Origin of the sequence: Pseudomonas vranovensis DSM 16006 (assembly GCF_000425805.1) — a bacterium.
Taxonomy (GTDB): Bacteria; Pseudomonadota; Gammaproteobacteria; order Pseudomonadales; family Pseudomonadaceae; genus Aquipseudomonas; species Aquipseudomonas vranovensis.
The window spans coordinates 91,613-108,329 of the sequence record NZ_AUED01000001.1; the positions used below are offsets into that span (position 1 = coordinate 91,613).

Annotated in this window: 17 protein-coding genes; 9 read left to right on the forward strand and 8 right to left on the reverse strand. The window is 60.9% G+C overall.

Going from position 1 to position 16,717, the window contains the following annotated elements; genetic code table 11:
* Positions 1-4: 4 nt before the first annotated feature.
* The 4 genes from H621_RS0100415 to katG all read right to left on the reverse strand — a co-directional run bounded on the left by H621_RS0100415 (position 5) and on the right by katG (position 5,611).
* The gene (locus H621_RS0100415; RefSeq protein WP_051270345.1) at positions 5-1,189 is read right to left on the reverse strand and encodes a calcium:cation antiporter; all 1,185 of its coding nucleotides are present in this window, start codon (positions 1,187-1,189) and stop codon (positions 5-7) included.
* A gap of 3 nt (positions 1,190-1,192) precedes the next feature.
* Complete coding sequence (gene ndhC / locus H621_RS26720; RefSeq protein ID WP_084167892.1) at positions 1,193-1,627, reverse strand: NADH-quinone oxidoreductase subunit A; 435 nt, start codon at positions 1,625-1,627, stop codon at positions 1,193-1,195.
* Between the two features lie 304 nt (positions 1,628-1,931).
* A complete protein-coding gene (locus H621_RS0100425) occupies positions 1,932-2,867 on the reverse strand; it encodes a Ppx/GppA family phosphatase (protein WP_028941480.1) in 936 nt (311 codons plus the stop codon).
* A gap of 491 nt (positions 2,868-3,358) precedes the next feature.
* A complete protein-coding gene (gene katG / locus H621_RS0100435; RefSeq protein ID WP_028941481.1) occupies positions 3,359-5,611 on the reverse strand; it encodes a catalase/peroxidase HPI in 2,253 nt (750 codons plus the stop codon).
* 452 nt (positions 5,612-6,063) lie between these two features.
* Here katG and H621_RS0100440 point away from each other — a divergent pair, with 452 nt between their 5' ends.
* The 3 genes from H621_RS0100440 (at position 6,064) to H621_RS0100450 (ending at position 10,145) form a co-directional block, all read left to right on the forward strand.
* Positions 6,064-6,585: a sigma-70 family RNA polymerase sigma factor gene (locus tag H621_RS0100440; protein ID WP_028941482.1), complete on the forward strand. Its 522-nt coding sequence runs from the start codon at positions 6,064-6,066 to the stop codon at positions 6,583-6,585.
* Complete coding sequence (locus H621_RS0100445; protein ID WP_028941483.1) at positions 6,582-7,538, forward strand: FecR domain-containing protein; 957 nt, start codon at positions 6,582-6,584, stop codon at positions 7,536-7,538. Before H621_RS0100440 ends, H621_RS0100445 begins: the two co-directional genes overlap by 4 nt.
* A 132-nt stretch (positions 7,539-7,670) precedes the next feature.
* Entirely contained in the window at positions 7,671-10,145 is a 2,475-nt protein-coding gene (locus H621_RS0100450; protein ID WP_028941484.1) for a TonB-dependent siderophore receptor, read from the forward strand.
* A gap of 135 nt (positions 10,146-10,280) precedes the next feature.
* Here H621_RS0100450 and H621_RS0100455 read toward each other — a convergent pair whose 3' ends face one another.
* Both H621_RS0100455 and H621_RS28365 read right to left on the reverse strand, forming a co-directional pair.
* Positions 10,281-11,144, reverse strand: a complete 864-nt coding sequence (locus H621_RS0100455) for a sensor domain-containing diguanylate cyclase (RefSeq protein WP_028941485.1) — start codon at positions 11,142-11,144, stop codon at positions 10,281-10,283.
* A 70-nt stretch (positions 11,145-11,214) separates the two neighbouring features.
* Entirely contained in the window at positions 11,215-11,460 is a 246-nt protein-coding gene (locus H621_RS28365; protein ID WP_146117345.1) for a TonB-dependent receptor, read from the reverse strand.
* A gap of 121 nt (positions 11,461-11,581) precedes the next feature.
* Here H621_RS28365 and H621_RS0100465 point away from each other — a divergent pair, with 121 nt between their 5' ends.
* On the forward strand, positions 11,582-11,947 hold the full coding sequence (locus tag H621_RS0100465) for a hypothetical protein (RefSeq protein WP_028941486.1): 366 nt from the start codon (positions 11,582-11,584) through the stop codon (positions 11,945-11,947).
* A gap of 81 nt (positions 11,948-12,028) precedes the next feature.
* On the opposite strand, the gene H621_RS0100470 is transcribed toward H621_RS0100465, so the two are convergent.
* On the reverse strand, positions 12,029-12,934 hold the full coding sequence (locus H621_RS0100470) for a LysR family transcriptional regulator (RefSeq protein ID WP_425337414.1): 906 nt from the start codon (positions 12,932-12,934) through the stop codon (positions 12,029-12,031).
* Between the two features lie 101 nt (positions 12,935-13,035).
* Between H621_RS0100470 and H621_RS0100475 the strand changes: the two genes are divergently transcribed.
* The 4 genes from H621_RS0100475 (at position 13,036) to arsH (ending at position 15,738) form a co-directional block, all read left to right on the forward strand.
* Positions 13,036-14,094, forward strand: coding sequence for an alkene reductase (locus H621_RS0100475; RefSeq protein WP_028941488.1), 1,059 nt, complete (start codon positions 13,036-13,038; stop codon positions 14,092-14,094).
* An 89-nt stretch (positions 14,095-14,183) separates the two neighbouring features.
* Positions 14,184-14,531 (forward strand): metalloregulator ArsR/SmtB family transcription factor, encoded by a 348-nt coding sequence (locus H621_RS0100480; protein WP_028941489.1) that lies wholly within the window; start codon positions 14,184-14,186, stop codon positions 14,529-14,531.
* Positions 14,532-14,556: 25 nt separating this feature from the next.
* Positions 14,557-15,027, forward strand: a complete 471-nt coding sequence (locus tag H621_RS0100485) for an arsenate reductase ArsC (protein WP_028941490.1) — start codon at positions 14,557-14,559, stop codon at positions 15,025-15,027.
* Between the two features lie 12 nt (positions 15,028-15,039).
* Complete coding sequence (arsH, locus tag H621_RS0100490) at positions 15,040-15,738, forward strand: arsenical resistance protein ArsH (protein WP_028941491.1); 699 nt, start codon at positions 15,040-15,042, stop codon at positions 15,736-15,738.
* A 142-nt stretch (positions 15,739-15,880) separates the two neighbouring features.
* On the opposite strand, the gene H621_RS27845 is transcribed toward arsH, so the two are convergent.
* Positions 15,881-16,039, reverse strand: coding sequence for a DUF2986 domain-containing protein (locus H621_RS27845; RefSeq protein WP_084167893.1), 159 nt, complete (start codon positions 16,037-16,039; stop codon positions 15,881-15,883).
* A gap of 162 nt (positions 16,040-16,201) precedes the next feature.
* Between H621_RS27845 and H621_RS0100500 the strand changes: the two genes are divergently transcribed.
* A complete protein-coding gene (locus H621_RS0100500; protein WP_028941492.1) occupies positions 16,202-16,657 on the forward strand; it encodes a GNAT family N-acetyltransferase in 456 nt (151 codons plus the stop codon).
* Positions 16,658-16,717: the final 60 nt, after the last annotated feature.

Genomic DNA, 16,717 nt, shown 5'->3' on the forward strand with positions numbered 1-16,717 from the left:
ACAGTCAAGGGTAAAAAAGCACAAGCCCGAACACTGCAAAGACCACCAGGTGCATGAGGCCCTGAATCGGTGAGGTTTTCTGGCTGTTGAAGCTCAGCATGGTCAGCACCACAGTGATGACGAAGAGCAGGATTTCGGTGTTGGAAATCCCCATCACCACCTGCTTGTTGGTGACCATGCCGATCACCAGCACCGCCGGCACCGTGAGGCCGACGGTCGAGACAAATGCACCCAGGCACAGGTTGATCGCCCGTTGCATCTCGTTGTTGATCGCTGCCTTCACGGCGGTGATGGACTCGGGGGTGAAGACAATGATCGCGATCAACACACCGCCCACCGCAGTAGGGGCGCCGACGGCCTCGATGCCGTAGTCGGTCACCACGGCCAGGTAGTGCGCCAGCAACACGATGGGCAGTATCAGCCCGAGCAGCACCAGGGAACGTACCAGGATTTCTTTGCGATCGAGCGAGGTGTGGTCGCTGCTCTGCAGCGTCTCGCTGCGCGCTTGCGGTTGGGCAATGCTCATCTGGCCGGCGGGTGGTTGCATGAAGAAACGCCGGTGGCTGCGCATCTGCATCCACAGGAATGCGGCGTACAGCGCCAGGGTCAGCGCCGAAATGCCAACCGCCTGGGTGACGCTGAACTCGCCGGTGCTGGAGGTGTAGTTGGGCAGTATCAAGGCAATCGCGGTGAGCAACACGATCATGGAAATGTAGGCATTGGCACCCTGGATATTGAACGCCTGCTCGCCGTTGCGCGCCGCGCCGGCAAGCAGGCAGATGCCGATGACCAGGTTCATGATGATCATCATCACGGCAAAGATCGAATCCCGGCCAATGCTCGGGAACTCGCCGGGCCCCAGTAATACCGAGGCGATCAGGATCACTTCGATCGAGACAATCGACAACGTCAGAATCAGTGTGCCGTAGGGCTCGCCCAGCTGCTGTGCCAGGTGGTCGGCTTCGTGTACCACGCCAGAAGACGCCATCAGGATCGTGAAGAACAGCAGCAGAAACACCCAGGTCGAGGTCAACGAGTTCAAGGTGCTGCCCAGCAGGTCTGCACCCAGCAGCATGAACAGGCCGACCACCAGCCAGGCGCCGGTCAGGCGTATCCAGGTCGAGAGGGGAATGAGTGGGCGCTTGATGGCGTCGCTGTACAGGGTGTTCTGGCTTGGCGCTGTGTTCATGGGTCAGTCTCCCTGCGAGCACGCTGGCGGGTTGACGTTTTTGCCGGCGCCCCGGGGCTTTGTTGCAACGCCGCCATTGAGGGCGCCCATCGCGCCTTCGTACACCAACCCGAGCAACAGGATGCCGGCGAAGATTACCGCTCCGATAAATCCGGCCCAGCCTGTTTCCCTCACCGAGACGGCATAGGCAAACAGAAACAGCGCCTCGGCTTCAAAGATCACGAACAGAATCGCAACCAGGTGGAATTTGGCTGATAGCCGCAGGCGGGCGGTACCCACGGGTAGCATCCCGGACTCGAAGGGTTCGTTCTTGCTCCGCCCCCAGGCCTTTCCGCCCAGGAATCTGGAGATGCCCAGCATCAACAGGCAAAGCGTGACGACGCCTAGCAAGAAGACGCCGAACGCCCAGTTGTGCGAGATAGTGGCTGTGTCTGTCATGGTTCAGTCCCCGGTGTGAATGGATCAAGGTGGCGTTGCTCAAGCCATTGAAATCTTCGTACGGGAACGGGTTAGCCACAGGCACACGGGGCTGACGGACAGAACCGAAAGCGCTGCGCCGGGGTGAATGACAGGGGGGAGGTAGGGAGTGCGGATAGATCGGTCACGGCCTGCTTCCTTGGAAGTCCAGGGCCGTCCCCGATCAGTATTCGAGCCTGAGGTCGTCCTCAGGTGAGCGTGTCATGTAGCGTTCGGGACTGTACTGATTTTTCTCGCGGATGCCAACGCTTGTGTCCGTTTGACCTCAACGCTGTTGCATCAAACCATGCAGCAGACCAAACCTGAGCCCTGGCTCGGATGGCGTCATTTCGGTAACCCCGAACGCCTTGAAGGCTGCCAGCATGATTGCCAGGCCACCGGGCAACACGTTCTGGCGATGGGGCTGCAAACCGCCCAGGTGGGTGCAGTTGACATGCCCGGCCTCGAGCAGCAACACCGCCAGGCGCAAGAGGCCGCGATAGGTGATCCCACCTTCGCCACAGTCGTTCAAGGCATTGGCCCTGAGCACTTTGGCCAGCATTCGGGCGGTGCCGGATGAGCCGATTGCCTGCTGCCAGCCCAAGTGACGATAACGACGGGCGACTTTCTCGAACTGCAGCGTGGCGCAGCGCTCGGCGTCCAGCAGTGCCTGTGCCGATACCAGGCCGCCGGGGAAAAAACGTGTACTCCAGGTGCCGCTGCCGATGGTAAGGCTTTCGGTCAGCAGGGCCTGCTCGCCCCGGCCCAGTATCAGCTCGGTGGAGCCGCCGCCGATGTCCACTACCAGGCGCATGGCATCGGACGCAGGGATGCGATGGCTGACGCCGGCGTACACCAATTTGGCCTCTTCTTCGCCCGAGATCACATCAATGGGAAACCCCAGGTGACGCTGGGCATCGCTCAAAAACAGCCTGGCGTTCGCCGCTTCGCGGACGGCACTGGTGGCCACTGCGCGCACGCGTCCAGGCTCGAAACCGCGCAGTTTCTTACCGAAGCGGGCGAGGGCTTGCCAGCCCCGGTCCAGCGCCAGTTCATCCAGGGCACCCCCGTGCAGGCCCTCGGCCAGACGGACGGGTTCGCGCAAGGACTTCACCTCTTCGATGACCCATTGCCGGTTCCGCTTGACCGGTTGGCCGATCATCATGCGAAACGCATTGGACCCCAGGTCAATGGCCGCAAACAGGGAGGTGTCGCTTTTCATCGAGTGTTCCTTGCTCGTTCATCGGTAACGCTGAAAGCGTGGGCGATGATCTTGCCACTCGATCCATGACATGAAGATGACAGCGTAGGAGCGTTGCACCGCTACTCCTACCTGGCGACTGCTGTGCAGTCGATCGCGGCCTCGTTTCTCGTCAGCGACTACAGATGGCCCGCGTAGCCGCTGGCGACAACCTGCGATCGACCGCACAGCGGTCGTGGTTCACGACAATTGCACCAAGGGTTTTTACAGTGGAGAGATGGTGCCCAGCGCGCCGATACCGATAGCCAGCACCAGAAAGCCAACCACGAAAAATGCAAGCTTGCCCATAGGAACTCCGAATTGAACAGGAAAGAGGCAAACGCGCCTTACAGGGCTTTATTGTCGGAGTCTCAGGCCATGCATTACAGATGCAGATAGCGCAGAAAAATACGCATCAGAATAAAAAAACGCCCCGGCCTGAACCCTCAAGCCGGGGCGTTTTGGCGTGCCTCCTACGCCAGGTCGAAACGGTCCAGGTTCATCACTTTGGTCCAAGCGGCCACGAAGTCATGGACGAACTTGTCCTTGGCATCGTTGCTGGCATACACCTCGGCCAGTGCCCGCAATTGGGCATGGGAGCCAAACACCAGGTCAACGCGAGTACCGCTCCATTTCACCTCGCCGGTCTTGCGATCGCGGGCTTCATAGGTGTCGTTGGCGCTGGAGGTGGGTTTCCATTCCACGCTCATGTCCAACAGGTTCTGGAAGAAGTCGTTGGTCAACTGCTCCGGCCGTTTGGTGAACACCCCGTGGGCGCTCTTGCCGGCATTGTTGCCCAGCACCCGCAGGCCGCCCACCAGTACGGTCATCTCCGGCGCGGTGAGGGTCAGCAGTTGCGCCTTGTCCACCAGCAGCGCCTCGGGCTTGACCTTGACCCCAGCCTTGATGAAGTTACGGAAACCATCGGCAACCGGCTCCAGCAGATTGAAGGATTCGACATCGGTCTGTTGTTGCGAGGCATCGGTGCGGCCGGGGGAGAAGGGGACAGTGACGCTGTAGCCTGCGTTTTTCGCCGCTTGCTCCACCCCCGCATTGCCCGCCAGCACGATCAGGTCGGCCAGGGAGATTTTCTTGCCGCCGGCGTTGAACTCGCTCTGGATGCTCTGCAGCTTGCCGAGCACCTCGGCCAGTTGTGCTGGCTGGTTGGCTTCCCAGTCTTTCTGCGGTGCCAGGCGCAGGCGGCCACCGTTGGCACCTCCGCGTTTGTCCGAGCCGCGAAAGCTTGAGGCGGCCGCCCAGGCAGTCGACACCAGTTGCGACACCGACAGGCCCGAACCCAGCACCTTGGCCTTCAGCGCAGCGACATCGGCGTCGCTGACCAGGGCATGGTCGACCTTGGGCAGCGGGTCTTGCCACAGCAGTTCTTCGTTGGGCAGTTCCGGGCCCAGGTAGCGCGACAGCGGGCCCATGTCGCGGTGGATCAACTTGTACCAGGCGCGGGCAAAGGCGTCGGCCAATTGCTCGGGGTTTTCCTTGAAACGCCGGGCGATGGGTTCATAGATCGGATCGAAGCGCAGCGCCAGGTCCGAGGTCAGCATCCGCGGTTCCTGCTTTTTCGACGGGTCGAAGGCATGCGGGATTGTGCCTGCGCCTGCGCCGTTCTTCGGTTTCCATTGATTGGCGCCGGCCGGGCTTTTAGTCAGTTCCCATTCAAAATTGAACAGGTTTTCCAGGTACTCGTTGGTCCATTGCGTAGGCTTCGAGGTCCAGGTGACTTCCAGGCCGCTGGTGATGGCATCGGCACCGACACCGGTGCCAAATTTGTTGCGCCACCCAAGGCCCTGTTCTTCAAGGCCTGCTGCCTCAGGTTCGGCACCGACGTTGTCGGCAGGTCCCGCACCGTGGGTTTTGCCGAAGGCGTGGCCGCCGGCGATCAGCGCCACGGTTTCTTCATCGTTCATGGCCATGCGGCCGAAGGTATCGCGGATGTCCTTGCCCGAGGCGATCGGGTCGGGGTTGCCTTCGGGGCCTTCCGGGTTCACGTAGATCAGCCCCATCTGCACGGCGGCCAGCGGGTTCTCCAGGTTGCGGCCGGGGTTGTCGGTGCGGCTTTCTTCTTTGCCGTGCATCGACGGCTCCGCCACCAGTGGGGCGTCTCCGGGCGGCTGGGCCTTGCCGTAGCGAGTGTCGCCACCGAGCCAGACTTTCTCCGAGCCCCAGTACACGTCTTCATCCGGCTCCCAGACATCGGCGCGGCCACCGGAAAAACCGAAGGTCTTGAAGCCCATGGATTCCAGCGCGACGTTGCCGGTAAGCACGATCAGGTCGGCCCAGGAAATGTTCTTGCCGTACTTCTGTTTGATCGGCCAGAGCAGACGCCGGGCCTTGTCGAGGCTGACGTTGTCGGGCCAGCTGTTGAGCGGGGCGAAACGCTGTTGGCCCGAGCCTGCGCCGCCGCGGCCGTCACCGATACGGTAGGTACCGGCGCTGTGCCAGGCCATGCGGATAAACAGCGGGCCATAGTGGCCGAAGTCGGCGGGCCACCAGTCCTGGGAGTCGGTCATCAGCGCGCGCAGGTCTTGCTTGAGGGCGGCAAAGTCCAGGCCCTTGAAGGCTTTGGCGTAGTCGAAGCCTTCATCCATAGGGTCGGACAGGCTGGAGTGTTGATGCAGGATCTTCAGGTTCAGCTGGTCGGGCCACCAGTCACGATTGGTGGTGCCACCGCCAGCGGCATGATTGAACGGGCATTTTGACTCGTTTGACATGACTGTTTCACCTCAGGATGGCTATCACGGACAGGCAAGCGAAGCGGCAATCTCGTTATCGGCTTGATGTCCACTGCGGGAGAGGGCGGCTGTCGCCGCTGTGTTACCGCCTTCCCAGAAGCCATCCGGCCGGATCAGTGCAGCGATAAATATAGGCTAGTCGTGGAGAAGGGCGAGGGCTAATAGCGGGAGTGTTGGGGGGTGATAGAGTCAGTCTCTTGTGGGCTTGCCCTGCGATGCGGTGTGCCAGTGCGATCGCTTTCGCGGGGCAAGTCGAGATGTCGCACCGCCGCTCCTACAGGCCAGCTGTGAGCAATTGAATATCAGCGACAAGCATGATCCTTGATGAGAGGCGCTGAGGCGAGCCATTGAAACACGGAGAGGCTATTGCAAATCATTTGTTTTAGCCGTGACAATAAGAGTCATTATCACTCGCGAATTTTTCCCTCGTCATGCCCGCCAACGATCTCTCCCTGCGCAGTGCCGTCAATGATTTGTATTGCGACCATCATGACTGGCTCAATGGCTGGCTGCGCAAGCGCCTGGGCAACCGCTGCGATGCAGCGGACTTGGCGCAGGACACGTTCGTACGGGTCCTCAAGGCGCGCAACGCACTGGAGATTCGCGAGCCGCGGCCTTACCTGTCGAGGATCGCCAAGGGCTTGTTGATCGACCTGTTCCGCCGCCGCTCGCTGGAGCAATCGTATCTGCACGCGCTGGCCGCCATGCCCGAAGCGCAGCAACCCTCACTGGAGGAGCAGGCGATCTTGTTGCAGGCGCTGGTGGACATCGACCGCCTGCTGCACGGCTTGGGCACCAAGGTCCGGCAGGCGTTCATCCTTTCCCAGTTCGACGGCCTGACCTATGCGCAGATTGCCGAGCGGTTGAACATCAGCCCTCGCACCGTCAACACCTACATGGCCAAGGCCATGGAGCATTGCTGCCTGATGCAAGTCCAGATGCAGCAGGCATGAGCCTTTCCCCCGCCGAATCAAAAGCCATTCGCGCTGCGGCCCAGTGGTATGCGCGGCTGCGCTCCGGTGTGGCGAGCGACGCGGATCGGGCTGCCTGGAACGACTGGCTGCTCGCCGACCCTGTGCACCGGCAGGCCTGGCAACGGATGGCGGCGGTGGGTGAGCAGATGGCGAATGTGCCGGGCGCGCTGGCGGGGCCTGCATTGCGCGGGGTTGATCGCTCCCGGCGCCAGGTGCTGGGCAGTGTGCTGGTATTGGCGTCTGCCGCATCCGTAGGCTGGTTGGGTTGGCGCAGTGAAACCTCGCGGAGCCTGTTTGCCGATTTTCGTACCGCAGTGGGCGAGCGCCGTGAGTTCCGCCTGGCCGATGGCAGTACCTTGCTGCTCAACACCGACACCACCGTCAATCTGCGCTTCGACGCTCAACAGCGTGTACTGGAACTGGTGCGCGGCGAGATCCTTGTGAGTACTGCAGCCGATCCGTTGCAGCGGCCGTTCAAGGTCGTGACCGGCCATGGCGAGGTGCTGGCGCTGGGTACCCGCTTCATCGTTCGGTCCCTGGGGCAGATGCGTGACGTGGCAGTGATCGAGAAAGCGGTGCAGGTCAGCGTGCCGGGTGGTGGCTCCGCGGTGCGTGTAGAGGCAGGCCAGTCCGTTGATTTCGGCGGCGGCGCATTGGGTGGGCTGCGCCACAACGATGCATCGGTGGGGGCCTGGCAACAGGGCAGCATCATCGCCATCGACCGCCCCCTGGCAGAACTGTTGGCCGACCTGTCGCGCTACCGCAGTGGCATCTTGCGCTGTGATCCACGCATTGCCCGATTGAAGGTGTCCGGCGCGTTTCCCATCGATGACACCGACAGGGCACTGGCGGCGCTGGAGAGCGGATTTTCACTACGGGTTACCCGGTACAGCCGCTATTGGGCCAGTGTTTCAGGCCATGATGTGCATTGACAGGGCGCTTGCTGCGCAGCCTGGTGGCAGCGGCTACAGCACCTAATTTTTTTGCATTTGCACTTTTGCTGCGCATCGTTCGGCTCATCCCTCAATGAGTTTCTATTGATCGATTGTTGGGGGAGGGTACGCATGTCCGGGGTGTTCAAAAAAGGTCGTCTGGGGAGCGCAGTAGCGGTCGGGCTGCTGGCGGCAACGGCGGCGGGTGGATGGTCGACGGCAACGCTGGCAGCGCAGGTGCCGGCGCAGCAGCGGGTGCAAACTTTCGACATCGCCGGTGGCAGCCTGACCGAGGTGCTCAGCCATTTCGCCAGTGCCGCAGGCGCAGCGATTTCCTTCGATGCGCGCCAGACCCAGGGCTTGCACTCGCCGGGGCTCAAAGGCGCGTTTGGGGTCAGCGAAGGCTTCGCGAGGATACTGGCCGGGAGCGGGCTGCAAGCTGTCCCCCAGGCCAACGGCACCTATGTACTGTTGCCAGTGGCAACGAGCGGTTCGGCACTGGAGCTGGGTGTGACCAACGTCGATGGCCAAACGCTGGGCGCCACCACGGAGAACAGCGGCTCGTACACCACCGGTGCCGTGACCATCGGCAAGGGCGAGCACAGCCTCAAGGAAACGCCGCAATCGGTCACGGTGATGACCCGCAAGCTGCTCGATGACCAGAACCTCACCACCATCGACCAGGTGATGGAGAAGACCCCGGGCATCACCGTGTACGACTCGACCATGGGCGGTAAATACTTCTATTCGCGCGGCTTTCGCATGTCGGGGCAGTATCAGTACGACGGCGTGCCGCTGGACATGGGCAACCTCTATGTCCAGGCCGACAGCTTCAGTGGCGACATGGCGTACTACGATCGGGTCGAAGTGCTGCGCGGTGCTGCAGGCATGATGAAAGGCGCCGGGGGCACCGCCGGCGGGGTCAACTTCGTGCGCAAACGCGGCCAGGCGGCCGCGCATACCGACATCACGCTGTCCGCTGGCACGTGGGACAACTATCGCGCGCAGGTCGATACCGGTGGCCCGCTCAACAGCACCGGCACGCTGCGTGGCCGGGCGGTCGCCGCCGAGCAGAGCCGGCACTATTTCATCGACGACGCCAGTCGCAAGGACCAGGTCTACTACGGTGCCCTCGACGCTGACCTGAACCCGGACACCACGGTCGGGCTGGGTATTGCCTATGAGGATGTCGATGCCAACCCATGCTGGGGTGGGCTGCCGCGCTACCGCGACCGCAGCGACCTGAACCTCAGCCGCTCGACCTGCCTGGACCCTTCGTGGAACACCTGGCGCAGCAAGCGCACCACCTTCTTTGGTGACCTCAGGCACCAGATCAATGACGACTGGGCCCTGAAGGTTGCCGGCGTCTATTCAAAAAACACCCAGGACATCAAGTACGCATTCGCCTCCGGCGCCGTCACACCCGGCGTGGATACCACCGGCATGCTGGGCAGCCTGTACAACTACGACCAGGTGGATTACGGCCTCGACGCCTACGTGGATGGCAGATTCGAGGGCTTTGGCCAGCAGCATGAGCTGGTGGTGGGCCTCAATGCCAGCCGGGCGAAAAAGGACGATTTCTACTCGGTGGCGTTTCTGCCGCAGCGCCAGAATGTGTTCAACCCCGACAAACACATTCCTGAGCCGAGCGACAGCTACTTCATCGACAATTCATCCCGTGGCGGGCCGGTCAATTCGGTGACCAAGCAAAAAGGCGTGTACTCGACCTTGCGCCTGAAACTGGCGGATCCACTGACGTTCGTCGCCGGTGGCCGGGTGAGCTGGTATAGCTCCGACACCGATTACGACTTCATCAACACCGGCACTTCGCAGCACGCCAGCACCACGGAGACCGGCCAGGTCACGCCCTTCGCCGGCCTGCTGCTGGACCTGAACGAGAACCTCACGGCCTATGCCAGTTATGCAGAGATCTTCACCCCCCAAGGCAACTACCGTTCCGAGGACGGTTCGACGCTCAAGCCACTGGTGGGCCAGAGTTATGAACTGGGGATCAAGGGCGCCTGGTTCGACGGTCGCCTGAACAGCGCCTTCAACCTGTTCCGCACGATCCAGAAAGACCAGGCGCAGACCGACTACAACTCATCCTGCCCGTCGTCCGATGGCTATTGCTATGTCAATGCCGGCAAGGTTCGCGCCCAGGGTTTCGAGGCCGAGATCAGCGGTGAAGTCATCGAGCGCCTGCAACTGCTCGCCGGTTACACCTACACCCAGACCAAAACCCTCGAAGACATCGACACCAGCCTGGATGGCGCTGCCTTCAACACCTATGTGCCGCGGCACATGCTGCGCTTGTGGGGAGACTATGCACTGGGCGGCTCGTTGGAGCGGTTCACCCTCGGTGCGGGCGTGAACGCACAGAGTGACAACTTCCGGGTTTCACCTTCCAGTAACGAAAAAATCAGCCAGTCGGGGTATGCGATCTGGAATGGCCGCATCGGCTACCGCATCGATGACACCTGGTCGGTTGCGCTCAATGGCAACAACCTGTTCGACAAACGCTACTACGCCACCATCGGTACCGAGGCGTTCGGCAACTACTATGGCGAACCGCGCAACTTCATGGTGTCGGTCAAGGCGAGTTTTTGAGGGTGACCTTGTGGGAGCCGGGCTTGCCGGCGATCGACCGCTCAGCGGTCGCATTCCACACGCCACGTGATCGGCATGCCGCCCTGGTCTCATCGCTGGCACGCTAGCGCCCACGGGGTACTGTGCGCCAGCTTCTCAACCGGCAGCAGATCGCTGCCGCTTTACCCGGTACATATCGTCATCGGCATGGCTGAGCAATGTATCGGCATCTTCCCCGTCCTGGGGGTAGCAGGCCACGCCGACACTGCAGGACGGCATTCTTATGCCGTCAAACCCTTCACCCAGCGGCTCGGCCATCACTGCAACGATACGCGCCACGGCCTCATGCACCACATCCGGAGACTGGACATCGGTCAACAGTATCGTGAACTCGTCACCACCCATCCGGGCCACGGTGTCGGTCTCCCGTACACAGTGCTCCAGTCGCCGGGCAATGGCGCAAAGCACCCGGTCGCCCGCCGCATGGCCGTGGCCATCGTTAATGCCCTTGAAGTCATTGATGTCGAGAAACAGCAACGCCAGTGTGCTGTTGTGGCGTTGCGCCGTGCGCAGGGCTGTGCCCAGCCGGTCATTGAAAACCGAGCGGTTGATGAGTTTTGTCAGCGGATCATGGTGGGCGAGAAACCGCAGTTCTTCTTCGGCCTGCCACAGGGCCGTCACATCTCGGGCGACACCGATCCGCGCGCCCACATCCTCGGACCAGAAAGCCGCCCAGAGGATATGCACGATACTGCCATCCTTGCGGATATAGCGGTTGCGAAAATCGACGTGGGAATGACCATTCATTACCCGGATGATCGAGGCACGCGTGGCCGCCAGGTCGTCAGGGTGCATATAGTCTGTGATCGGCGTGCCGACCAGCTCTTCGGCACGGTAGCCGAGCAGCGTCTGGCAGGCATCACTGACAAAGGCGATCTGGTTGTCCCGGTCGACTACAAAGACCGTGTCCAGCATCAGGTGGATCAGCTTGGGGTAAAGGGCTTGGAGGTCAACGGGCATAGGTCAGGCACGCCTGGTGGGTATTGCCTGATCATAGCCCGCGCCCCTGGGGTCACAGCAATAGTCGTTTCTAGAAGGTACCGCGCAAGGTCAGCATGTAGTTGCGCGGCGCTCCGTACCCGTTGCCGCCATCGCTGGAGTTGACCGTCTGGTAGTAGGTTTTGTCGAAGAGGTTGTTGGCGTTGACCTGCGCGGGCCAGTGCTGGTCGATCGTGTACTCGACCAGGCAGTTCCACACCGCATATGCCGTACGGGCAGGCGCGAGTGGCGTCGGTCGAGGTGACCTACGACGGGTAAGCGAGCTGATCAACGGCATTTAAAGCGAAGCTGCCTTAGAACTTTTTCCGGTTTGCCGGTCTATGTGGATAGGCACATTCGGTTGCAAGGTGCAGCCGGATGGCCACACATTCATACGATCAGCAGAGGTTGTCTCGCTCATGAAATTCCATGTCCCACGGATGGTGCTCTTTGGCCTGTTCGCGTTCGCGGCAATGGGCTCGGCATCGGCAACACAGATCAAGACCGCACCTGTGCAAGTTGCAGCCGTACAGGTTGCCGGTAACCCCTGGGCTACCCTGGCCAGTGAGCAGGCGGGGCCGGTGTTGGCCCATGACGACCGCTACCGGCATGACCACCGTTGGGATGATCGTCGAGATGACTGGCGCCGCGACAACTGGCGCCGGGATCAATGGCGCAGGGAGCAGGCGCGCCGCGAAGCTGCCCGCCATCGTGATTGGGAGCGCCACCATGACCGGGCCATGCGTCATCGTTACGAGGACGACCGCCGCTACTACCGTCGCTAGTGCAATCGATCGTGGGACAAGCCCGCTCCTAGCGGATTTGTGTTGCCCAGGTGGGAGCGGGCTTGCCCCGCGATCAATTGCTTATGCGCTACCCCCCGATCCACTCAAACGATCCCGCAAGAACTCGATGAACCGCTGAGTCTTCGCAGGCAAAAGCCGTGTCTCGGTGATTGCATAAACCGGAACGGCGCTTGCCTGCCATTGCCCCAGGATTCGACGTAGCCGGCCACTCTCCACGTCGTCTGCGACGATTTCTTTCTCCATGATGATGACGCCCAGGTCCAGCGCTGCCAGGCGCTTGAGCATCCCCACGCTGTTGAGCAGAAACCGGCCGCCGACAGCGACTTCGACAGCTTCCTGTTCCTGATGCAATACCCACGTATTGGTGCTTGGCGTGTTCAATCGCAAGCATTGGTGGTTGACCAACTCCGAGGGATGGCCAGGCTCACCAAAGCGCGCAAGATAACGAGGTGAGGCGTAGAGGTATCGTGGTAAACGAGCAAGTGGACGCGCGATCAGGTTAGAGTCCGGTGGGTTTCCCATGCGAATGACCACATCCACGGCTTCGGCGACCAGGTCGACCCGTCGTGGCGAAAGGTCGAATTCAAAGTTGATACCCGGATAAAGACCAGCGAATTCGGCGATCAGGGGCGCCAGGTAAATGTTGGCGAAATCCACCGGCATCGATACCCGCAACACACCGCTGGGCTGGTCCAGCATCTCGCTCAGTTGTTCATGCGCCAGGCGAGCCTCGTCAACGATGCGTTTACATCGATCGAAGTACAGCTGGCCGGCCTCGGTCAGTTCGATTTTGCGGGTTGTGCGGTGCAGCAGGCGCAAGCCGATGGCCTTTTCCAGCGCGCTGATGCGGCGCGACAGCGTTGAACTGGGGATGCCCATGGCGTCGGCCGCCCGGCCGAAGCTCTTGGTTCGCACGACCTCGACGAATAGCGCGATGTCATTTAGTGGGATCATTGATTGCGCCATTAATGGATTAATTCTTTCCAAAATAGCGTATTTATCCCAAATCGTAAGCAGGCGATGATCGTTTCACCACTCATCCTTACCTGCTTCGAAGTGAGATCCTCATGCGCCAACTTTTTGATTCCATCCCTCTGGGCCATAGCACTTTGCAGAACCGCCTGGTCATGGCGCCCATGACCCGCAGCCGCGCCGAATTCGATGGCAGTCCAGGCGCGTTGGCAGCCGAGTATTATGCGCAGCGCGCCAGTGTCGGTTTGATCGTGGCTGAGGGCACGCAGCCCTCGGAGGACGGACAGGGCTACCTCAACACCCCCGGCATTTACACCGACGCCCATGTTGCGGGCTGGAAGAAAATATCTGCAGCGGTACACGAAAAGGGCGGTCGTCTGTTTATCCAGCTGATGCACGCCGGACGCATGTCGCACCCCGATAACACCCCGCATCATCGCCAGGGTGTCGCACCCTCGGCCATCAGCCCGAACACGCCCATGTTCACGCTAAACGGCATGCAGGACATTCCGGCGCCACGTGCTTTAACCACCGACGAGGTGCGCCAGACGGTTGCCGACTTCCGCTTTGCCGCTCGCCGCGCGATCGAGGCCGGCGCTGATGGTGTGGAGATTCACGGTGCCAACGCTTATCTCATTCAGCAATTCTTCGCCCCAAGCGCCAATACCCGGACCGACCCATACGGTGGCTCGATTGAAAACCGCGCGCGCTTTGCCATCGAAGTCGCCACTGCCATCGCCGAAGAAATCGGTGCGCACCGTACGGCCATTCGCCTGTCGCCCGGTATGGCGCTGTGGGGCATTGACGAGGGTGTGGAAGGGCCTGACCTCTACCGTTATCTGGTGGCCGAACTCGACAAGCTGGGGCTCGTGTACTTGCACATCATGCACCAGGGGGACGAGGCGCTTCTGGCAGATATCCGCAAGCGTTGGAAGCAGACGCTGATTCTGAATCGCCCGGGTCGTCCTCGGGATCAGATCGGGGACGATGTCACCGCGGGGCTCGCTGATCTGGAGTCGTATGGACAGATGATCCTGGCCAATCCCGATTTCGTGGCACGCCTGAAGGCGGATGCGCCACTGAATGAGGCGGATCGCAGCACGTACTTTGGAGGCAACGCGCAGGGCTACACGGATTACGCGACCTGGCTATGAGGCTCTGGGATGGGATTCAAAGGAGGGGCGGGTTGCATTAAATATATGGAAATGCGTATATTCGCCAGCCCATATATAGAGTGCGCTACATGATCACGCCCCCCGAAGTCTTCAAGAGCCTGGCCGACGAGACCCGCGTGCGCGCCACCTTGCTGATTGCCGATCAGGGGGAGCTGTGTGTCTGCGAGCTGATGTGTGCGCTCGGTGACAGCCAGCCGAAGATCAGCCGTCACCTCGCACAGTTGCGCAGCAATGGACTGCTGCTCGATCGCCGCCAGGGCCAGTGGGTGTATTACCGGCTCAATCCGGACCTGCCCGAGTGGGTCCGGCAAATCCTGCACGTCACCGCGAAGGCCAATGCCGATTGGCTCAAGAACAACGCCCTACGCCTGCAGCACATGGATGGTCGTCCGGTGCGCGACGTTGCCTGTTGTTGAATTCTGATCCAGAGAGCCTCCCCTCATGCGAATCCTGTTCATGTGCACGGCCAACAGTTGCCGCAGCATTCTTTCCGAAGCCCTGTTCAATCACCTGGCACCGCAAGGCATCGAAGCCGTCAGTGCTGGAAGCTTTCCCAAGGGGCAGGTGCTGCCACGCAGCCTTACCACGTTGCAGCAGGCCGGTATCTGCATCGACGGCCTGCACAGCAAGGGCAACGACGCATTCAAAGACAGCCCGCCAGACATCGTCATCACCGTCTGCGACAGGGCGGCCGGCGAAGCTTGCCCGGTGTATTTCGGCCCGGCGCTCAAGTCCCATTGGGGGCTGGAAGATCCGTCCGAGGTGACGGGTGACGAGGCGGCGATAGATGCTGCCTTCCGTTCCACCCTGGTGCGAATTGAACGACGCTGCCAAGCCTTTCTCGCACTTCCCTTTGGCCGACTTGGCCGCGATGAACGCCAGCGCGAGCTTGATCGCATCGGCACGCTTTAAACCGGAGGACCCATGTCAGAGCATCTGCCCAACCTTGATCCCAGCCTGTTCGACAACGTCCAGGTGTTGAGTCCCGGCGATCACAAGCCACGCATCCTGTTGCTTTACGGGTCGACCCGAGAGCGCTCGTTCAGCCGTTTGCTGGTGGAGGAGGCTGCCCGCCTGCTCACGCATTTCGGCGCCGAAGCACGAATCTTCGATCCGTCCGGCTTGCCACTGCCCGACGATGTTCCGGCCGACCATCCCAAGGTCCAGGAACTGCGCGACCTGGTGCTGTGGTCGGAAGGTCAGGTCTGGTGTTCGCCGGAGCGCCACGGGGCGATGTCGGCTGTGTTCAAGGCACAGATCGACTGGATCCCGCTGGAACTGGGCGCCGTGCGCCCGACCCAGGGCAAGACGCTGGCAGTGATGCAGGTTTGCGGCGGCTCGCAGTCGTTCAACGTGGTCAACCAGTTGCGTGTGTTGGGGCGCTGGATGCGGATGTTCACCATCCCCAACCAATCGTCGGTGCCCAAGGCCTACCTGGAGTTCGACGAAGGGGGGCGAATGAAAGCGTCGCCGTTCTACGACCGCGTGGTTGACGTCATGGAAGAGTTGGTGAAATTCACCGTACTGCTGCGCGATCGCCAGGAATTTCTGGTCGATCGCTACTCGGAACGCAAAGAAACTGCAGAGCAACTGATGAGCCGCGTCAACCAGCGCTCTATCTGAGCAGGAGCGGGTACCTAGAAAACGTGTGGGAGATGGCTTGCCAGCGATGAGGCCAGTACAGCTTGCCTGTCACGGGGCCTGAATGACGACCGCTGTGCGGTCAATTGCTGGCAAGTCCGGCTCCCACAACGTCCGGGGCTACTCACTCGGTGGGAATGTCTGAGTCCTGGCCGGTTTCAGCCGCAAGCTTCAAGCGATCAGCCTTGCTGATGTATTTAGGCTTGTTCTTCGGTGCCAATTTGGCACTGGCCTTTTTGGCGTGCGCCTTCAGTAGCTGCTTGATCTTTTTTTGACGGTTCATGGTCTAACCCGGCTGGTGGATGCTTGAATGATATCAGCCCCATCCTTTGCTCGCCCGGCACCTTCGCATCCTCTGTGGCTTGCCTTACGATTGCCCACCGGCATGCGCTACCCTCTGCGCTGTACCGATCCAACACAAAACAGCAGCAATGAGGCGCCGGGTATGAACTGTAATGTTCGTCGTGCCACTGACGATGATGCATCCGGCATCAGCCTGGTGGTGATCAGCGCCCTGCGCGAAAGCAATTCAAAGGACTATTCGCCGGAGGTGATTGCTCGGGTGGAGCAGAGCTTTTCCCCTCAGGCCATCCTGCGTTTGCTGAAACAGCGTCACGTCTATGTGGCCTCCGCCGACCAGCGAATCATCGCCACCGCGAGCCTGGAGATGGATGTCATCAGAAGCGTGTTTGTCGATCCGTGCTATCAAGGCGGCGGTATTGGCAGGCGGCTGATGAGCGAGATTCTTTCAGACGCCCGCCGTTCCGGAATTGAGATTGTGCACGTACCTTCTTCAATCACGGCACAGGGCTTTTACGCGGCGCTTGGCTTTCAGAAAGTGCGCGACGAGTTCTACGGTGCCGAGCAAACAATCATCATGTGCAAGGTGCTTGAGGGGTAGGGCGATCGGTGCGGGAATTGCGGTGGTTGCTATCGGTCAGTAGCAGCCGCTGGATAGTGT

Excerpts from the sequence above, each read along its gene's own strand:
- H621_RS0100465 (WP_028941486.1), top strand. The coding sequence starts at position 11,582 with ATGAAATTCCATGTCCCACGGATGGTGCTCTTTGGCCTGTTCGCGTTC.
- H621_RS0100455 (WP_028941485.1), bottom strand. The coding sequence starts at position 11,144 with ATGCCCGTTGACCTCCAAGCCCTTTACCCCAAGCTGATCCACCTGATG.
- katG (WP_028941481.1), bottom strand. The coding sequence starts at position 5,611 with ATGTCAAACGAGTCAAAATGCCCGTTCAATCATGCCGCTGGCGGTGGC.
- H621_RS0100470 (WP_425337414.1), bottom strand. The coding sequence starts at position 12,934 with ATGGCGCAATCAATGATCCCACTAAATGACATCGCGCTATTCGTCGAG.
- H621_RS0100480 (WP_028941489.1), top strand. The coding sequence starts at position 14,184 with ATGATCACGCCCCCCGAAGTCTTCAAGAGCCTGGCCGACGAGACCCGC.
- H621_RS0100415 (WP_051270345.1), bottom strand. The coding sequence starts at position 1,189 with ATGAACACAGCGCCAAGCCAGAACACCCTGTACAGCGACGCCATCAAG.
- H621_RS0100440 (WP_028941482.1), top strand. The coding sequence starts at position 6,064 with ATGCCCGCCAACGATCTCTCCCTGCGCAGTGCCGTCAATGATTTGTAT.
- H621_RS0100445 (WP_028941483.1), top strand. The coding sequence starts at position 6,582 with ATGAGCCTTTCCCCCGCCGAATCAAAAGCCATTCGCGCTGCGGCCCAG.
- arsH (WP_028941491.1), top strand. The coding sequence starts at position 15,040 with ATGTCAGAGCATCTGCCCAACCTTGATCCCAGCCTGTTCGACAACGTC.
- H621_RS0100500 (WP_028941492.1), top strand. The coding sequence starts at position 16,202 with ATGAACTGTAATGTTCGTCGTGCCACTGACGATGATGCATCCGGCATC.
- H621_RS27845 (WP_084167893.1), bottom strand. The coding sequence starts at position 16,039 with ATGAACCGTCAAAAAAAGATCAAGCAGCTACTGAAGGCGCACGCCAAA.
- H621_RS0100475 (WP_028941488.1), top strand. The coding sequence starts at position 13,036 with ATGCGCCAACTTTTTGATTCCATCCCTCTGGGCCATAGCACTTTGCAG.
- H621_RS0100450 (WP_028941484.1), top strand. The coding sequence starts at position 7,671 with ATGTCCGGGGTGTTCAAAAAAGGTCGTCTGGGGAGCGCAGTAGCGGTC.
- ndhC (WP_084167892.1), bottom strand. The coding sequence starts at position 1,627 with ATGACAGACACAGCCACTATCTCGCACAACTGGGCGTTCGGCGTCTTC.
- H621_RS28365 (WP_146117345.1), bottom strand. The coding sequence starts at position 11,460 with ATGCCGTTGATCAGCTCGCTTACCCGTCGTAGGTCACCTCGACCGACG.
- H621_RS0100485 (WP_028941490.1), top strand. The coding sequence starts at position 14,557 with ATGCGAATCCTGTTCATGTGCACGGCCAACAGTTGCCGCAGCATTCTT.
- H621_RS0100425 (WP_028941480.1), bottom strand. The coding sequence starts at position 2,867 with ATGAAAAGCGACACCTCCCTGTTTGCGGCCATTGACCTGGGGTCCAAT.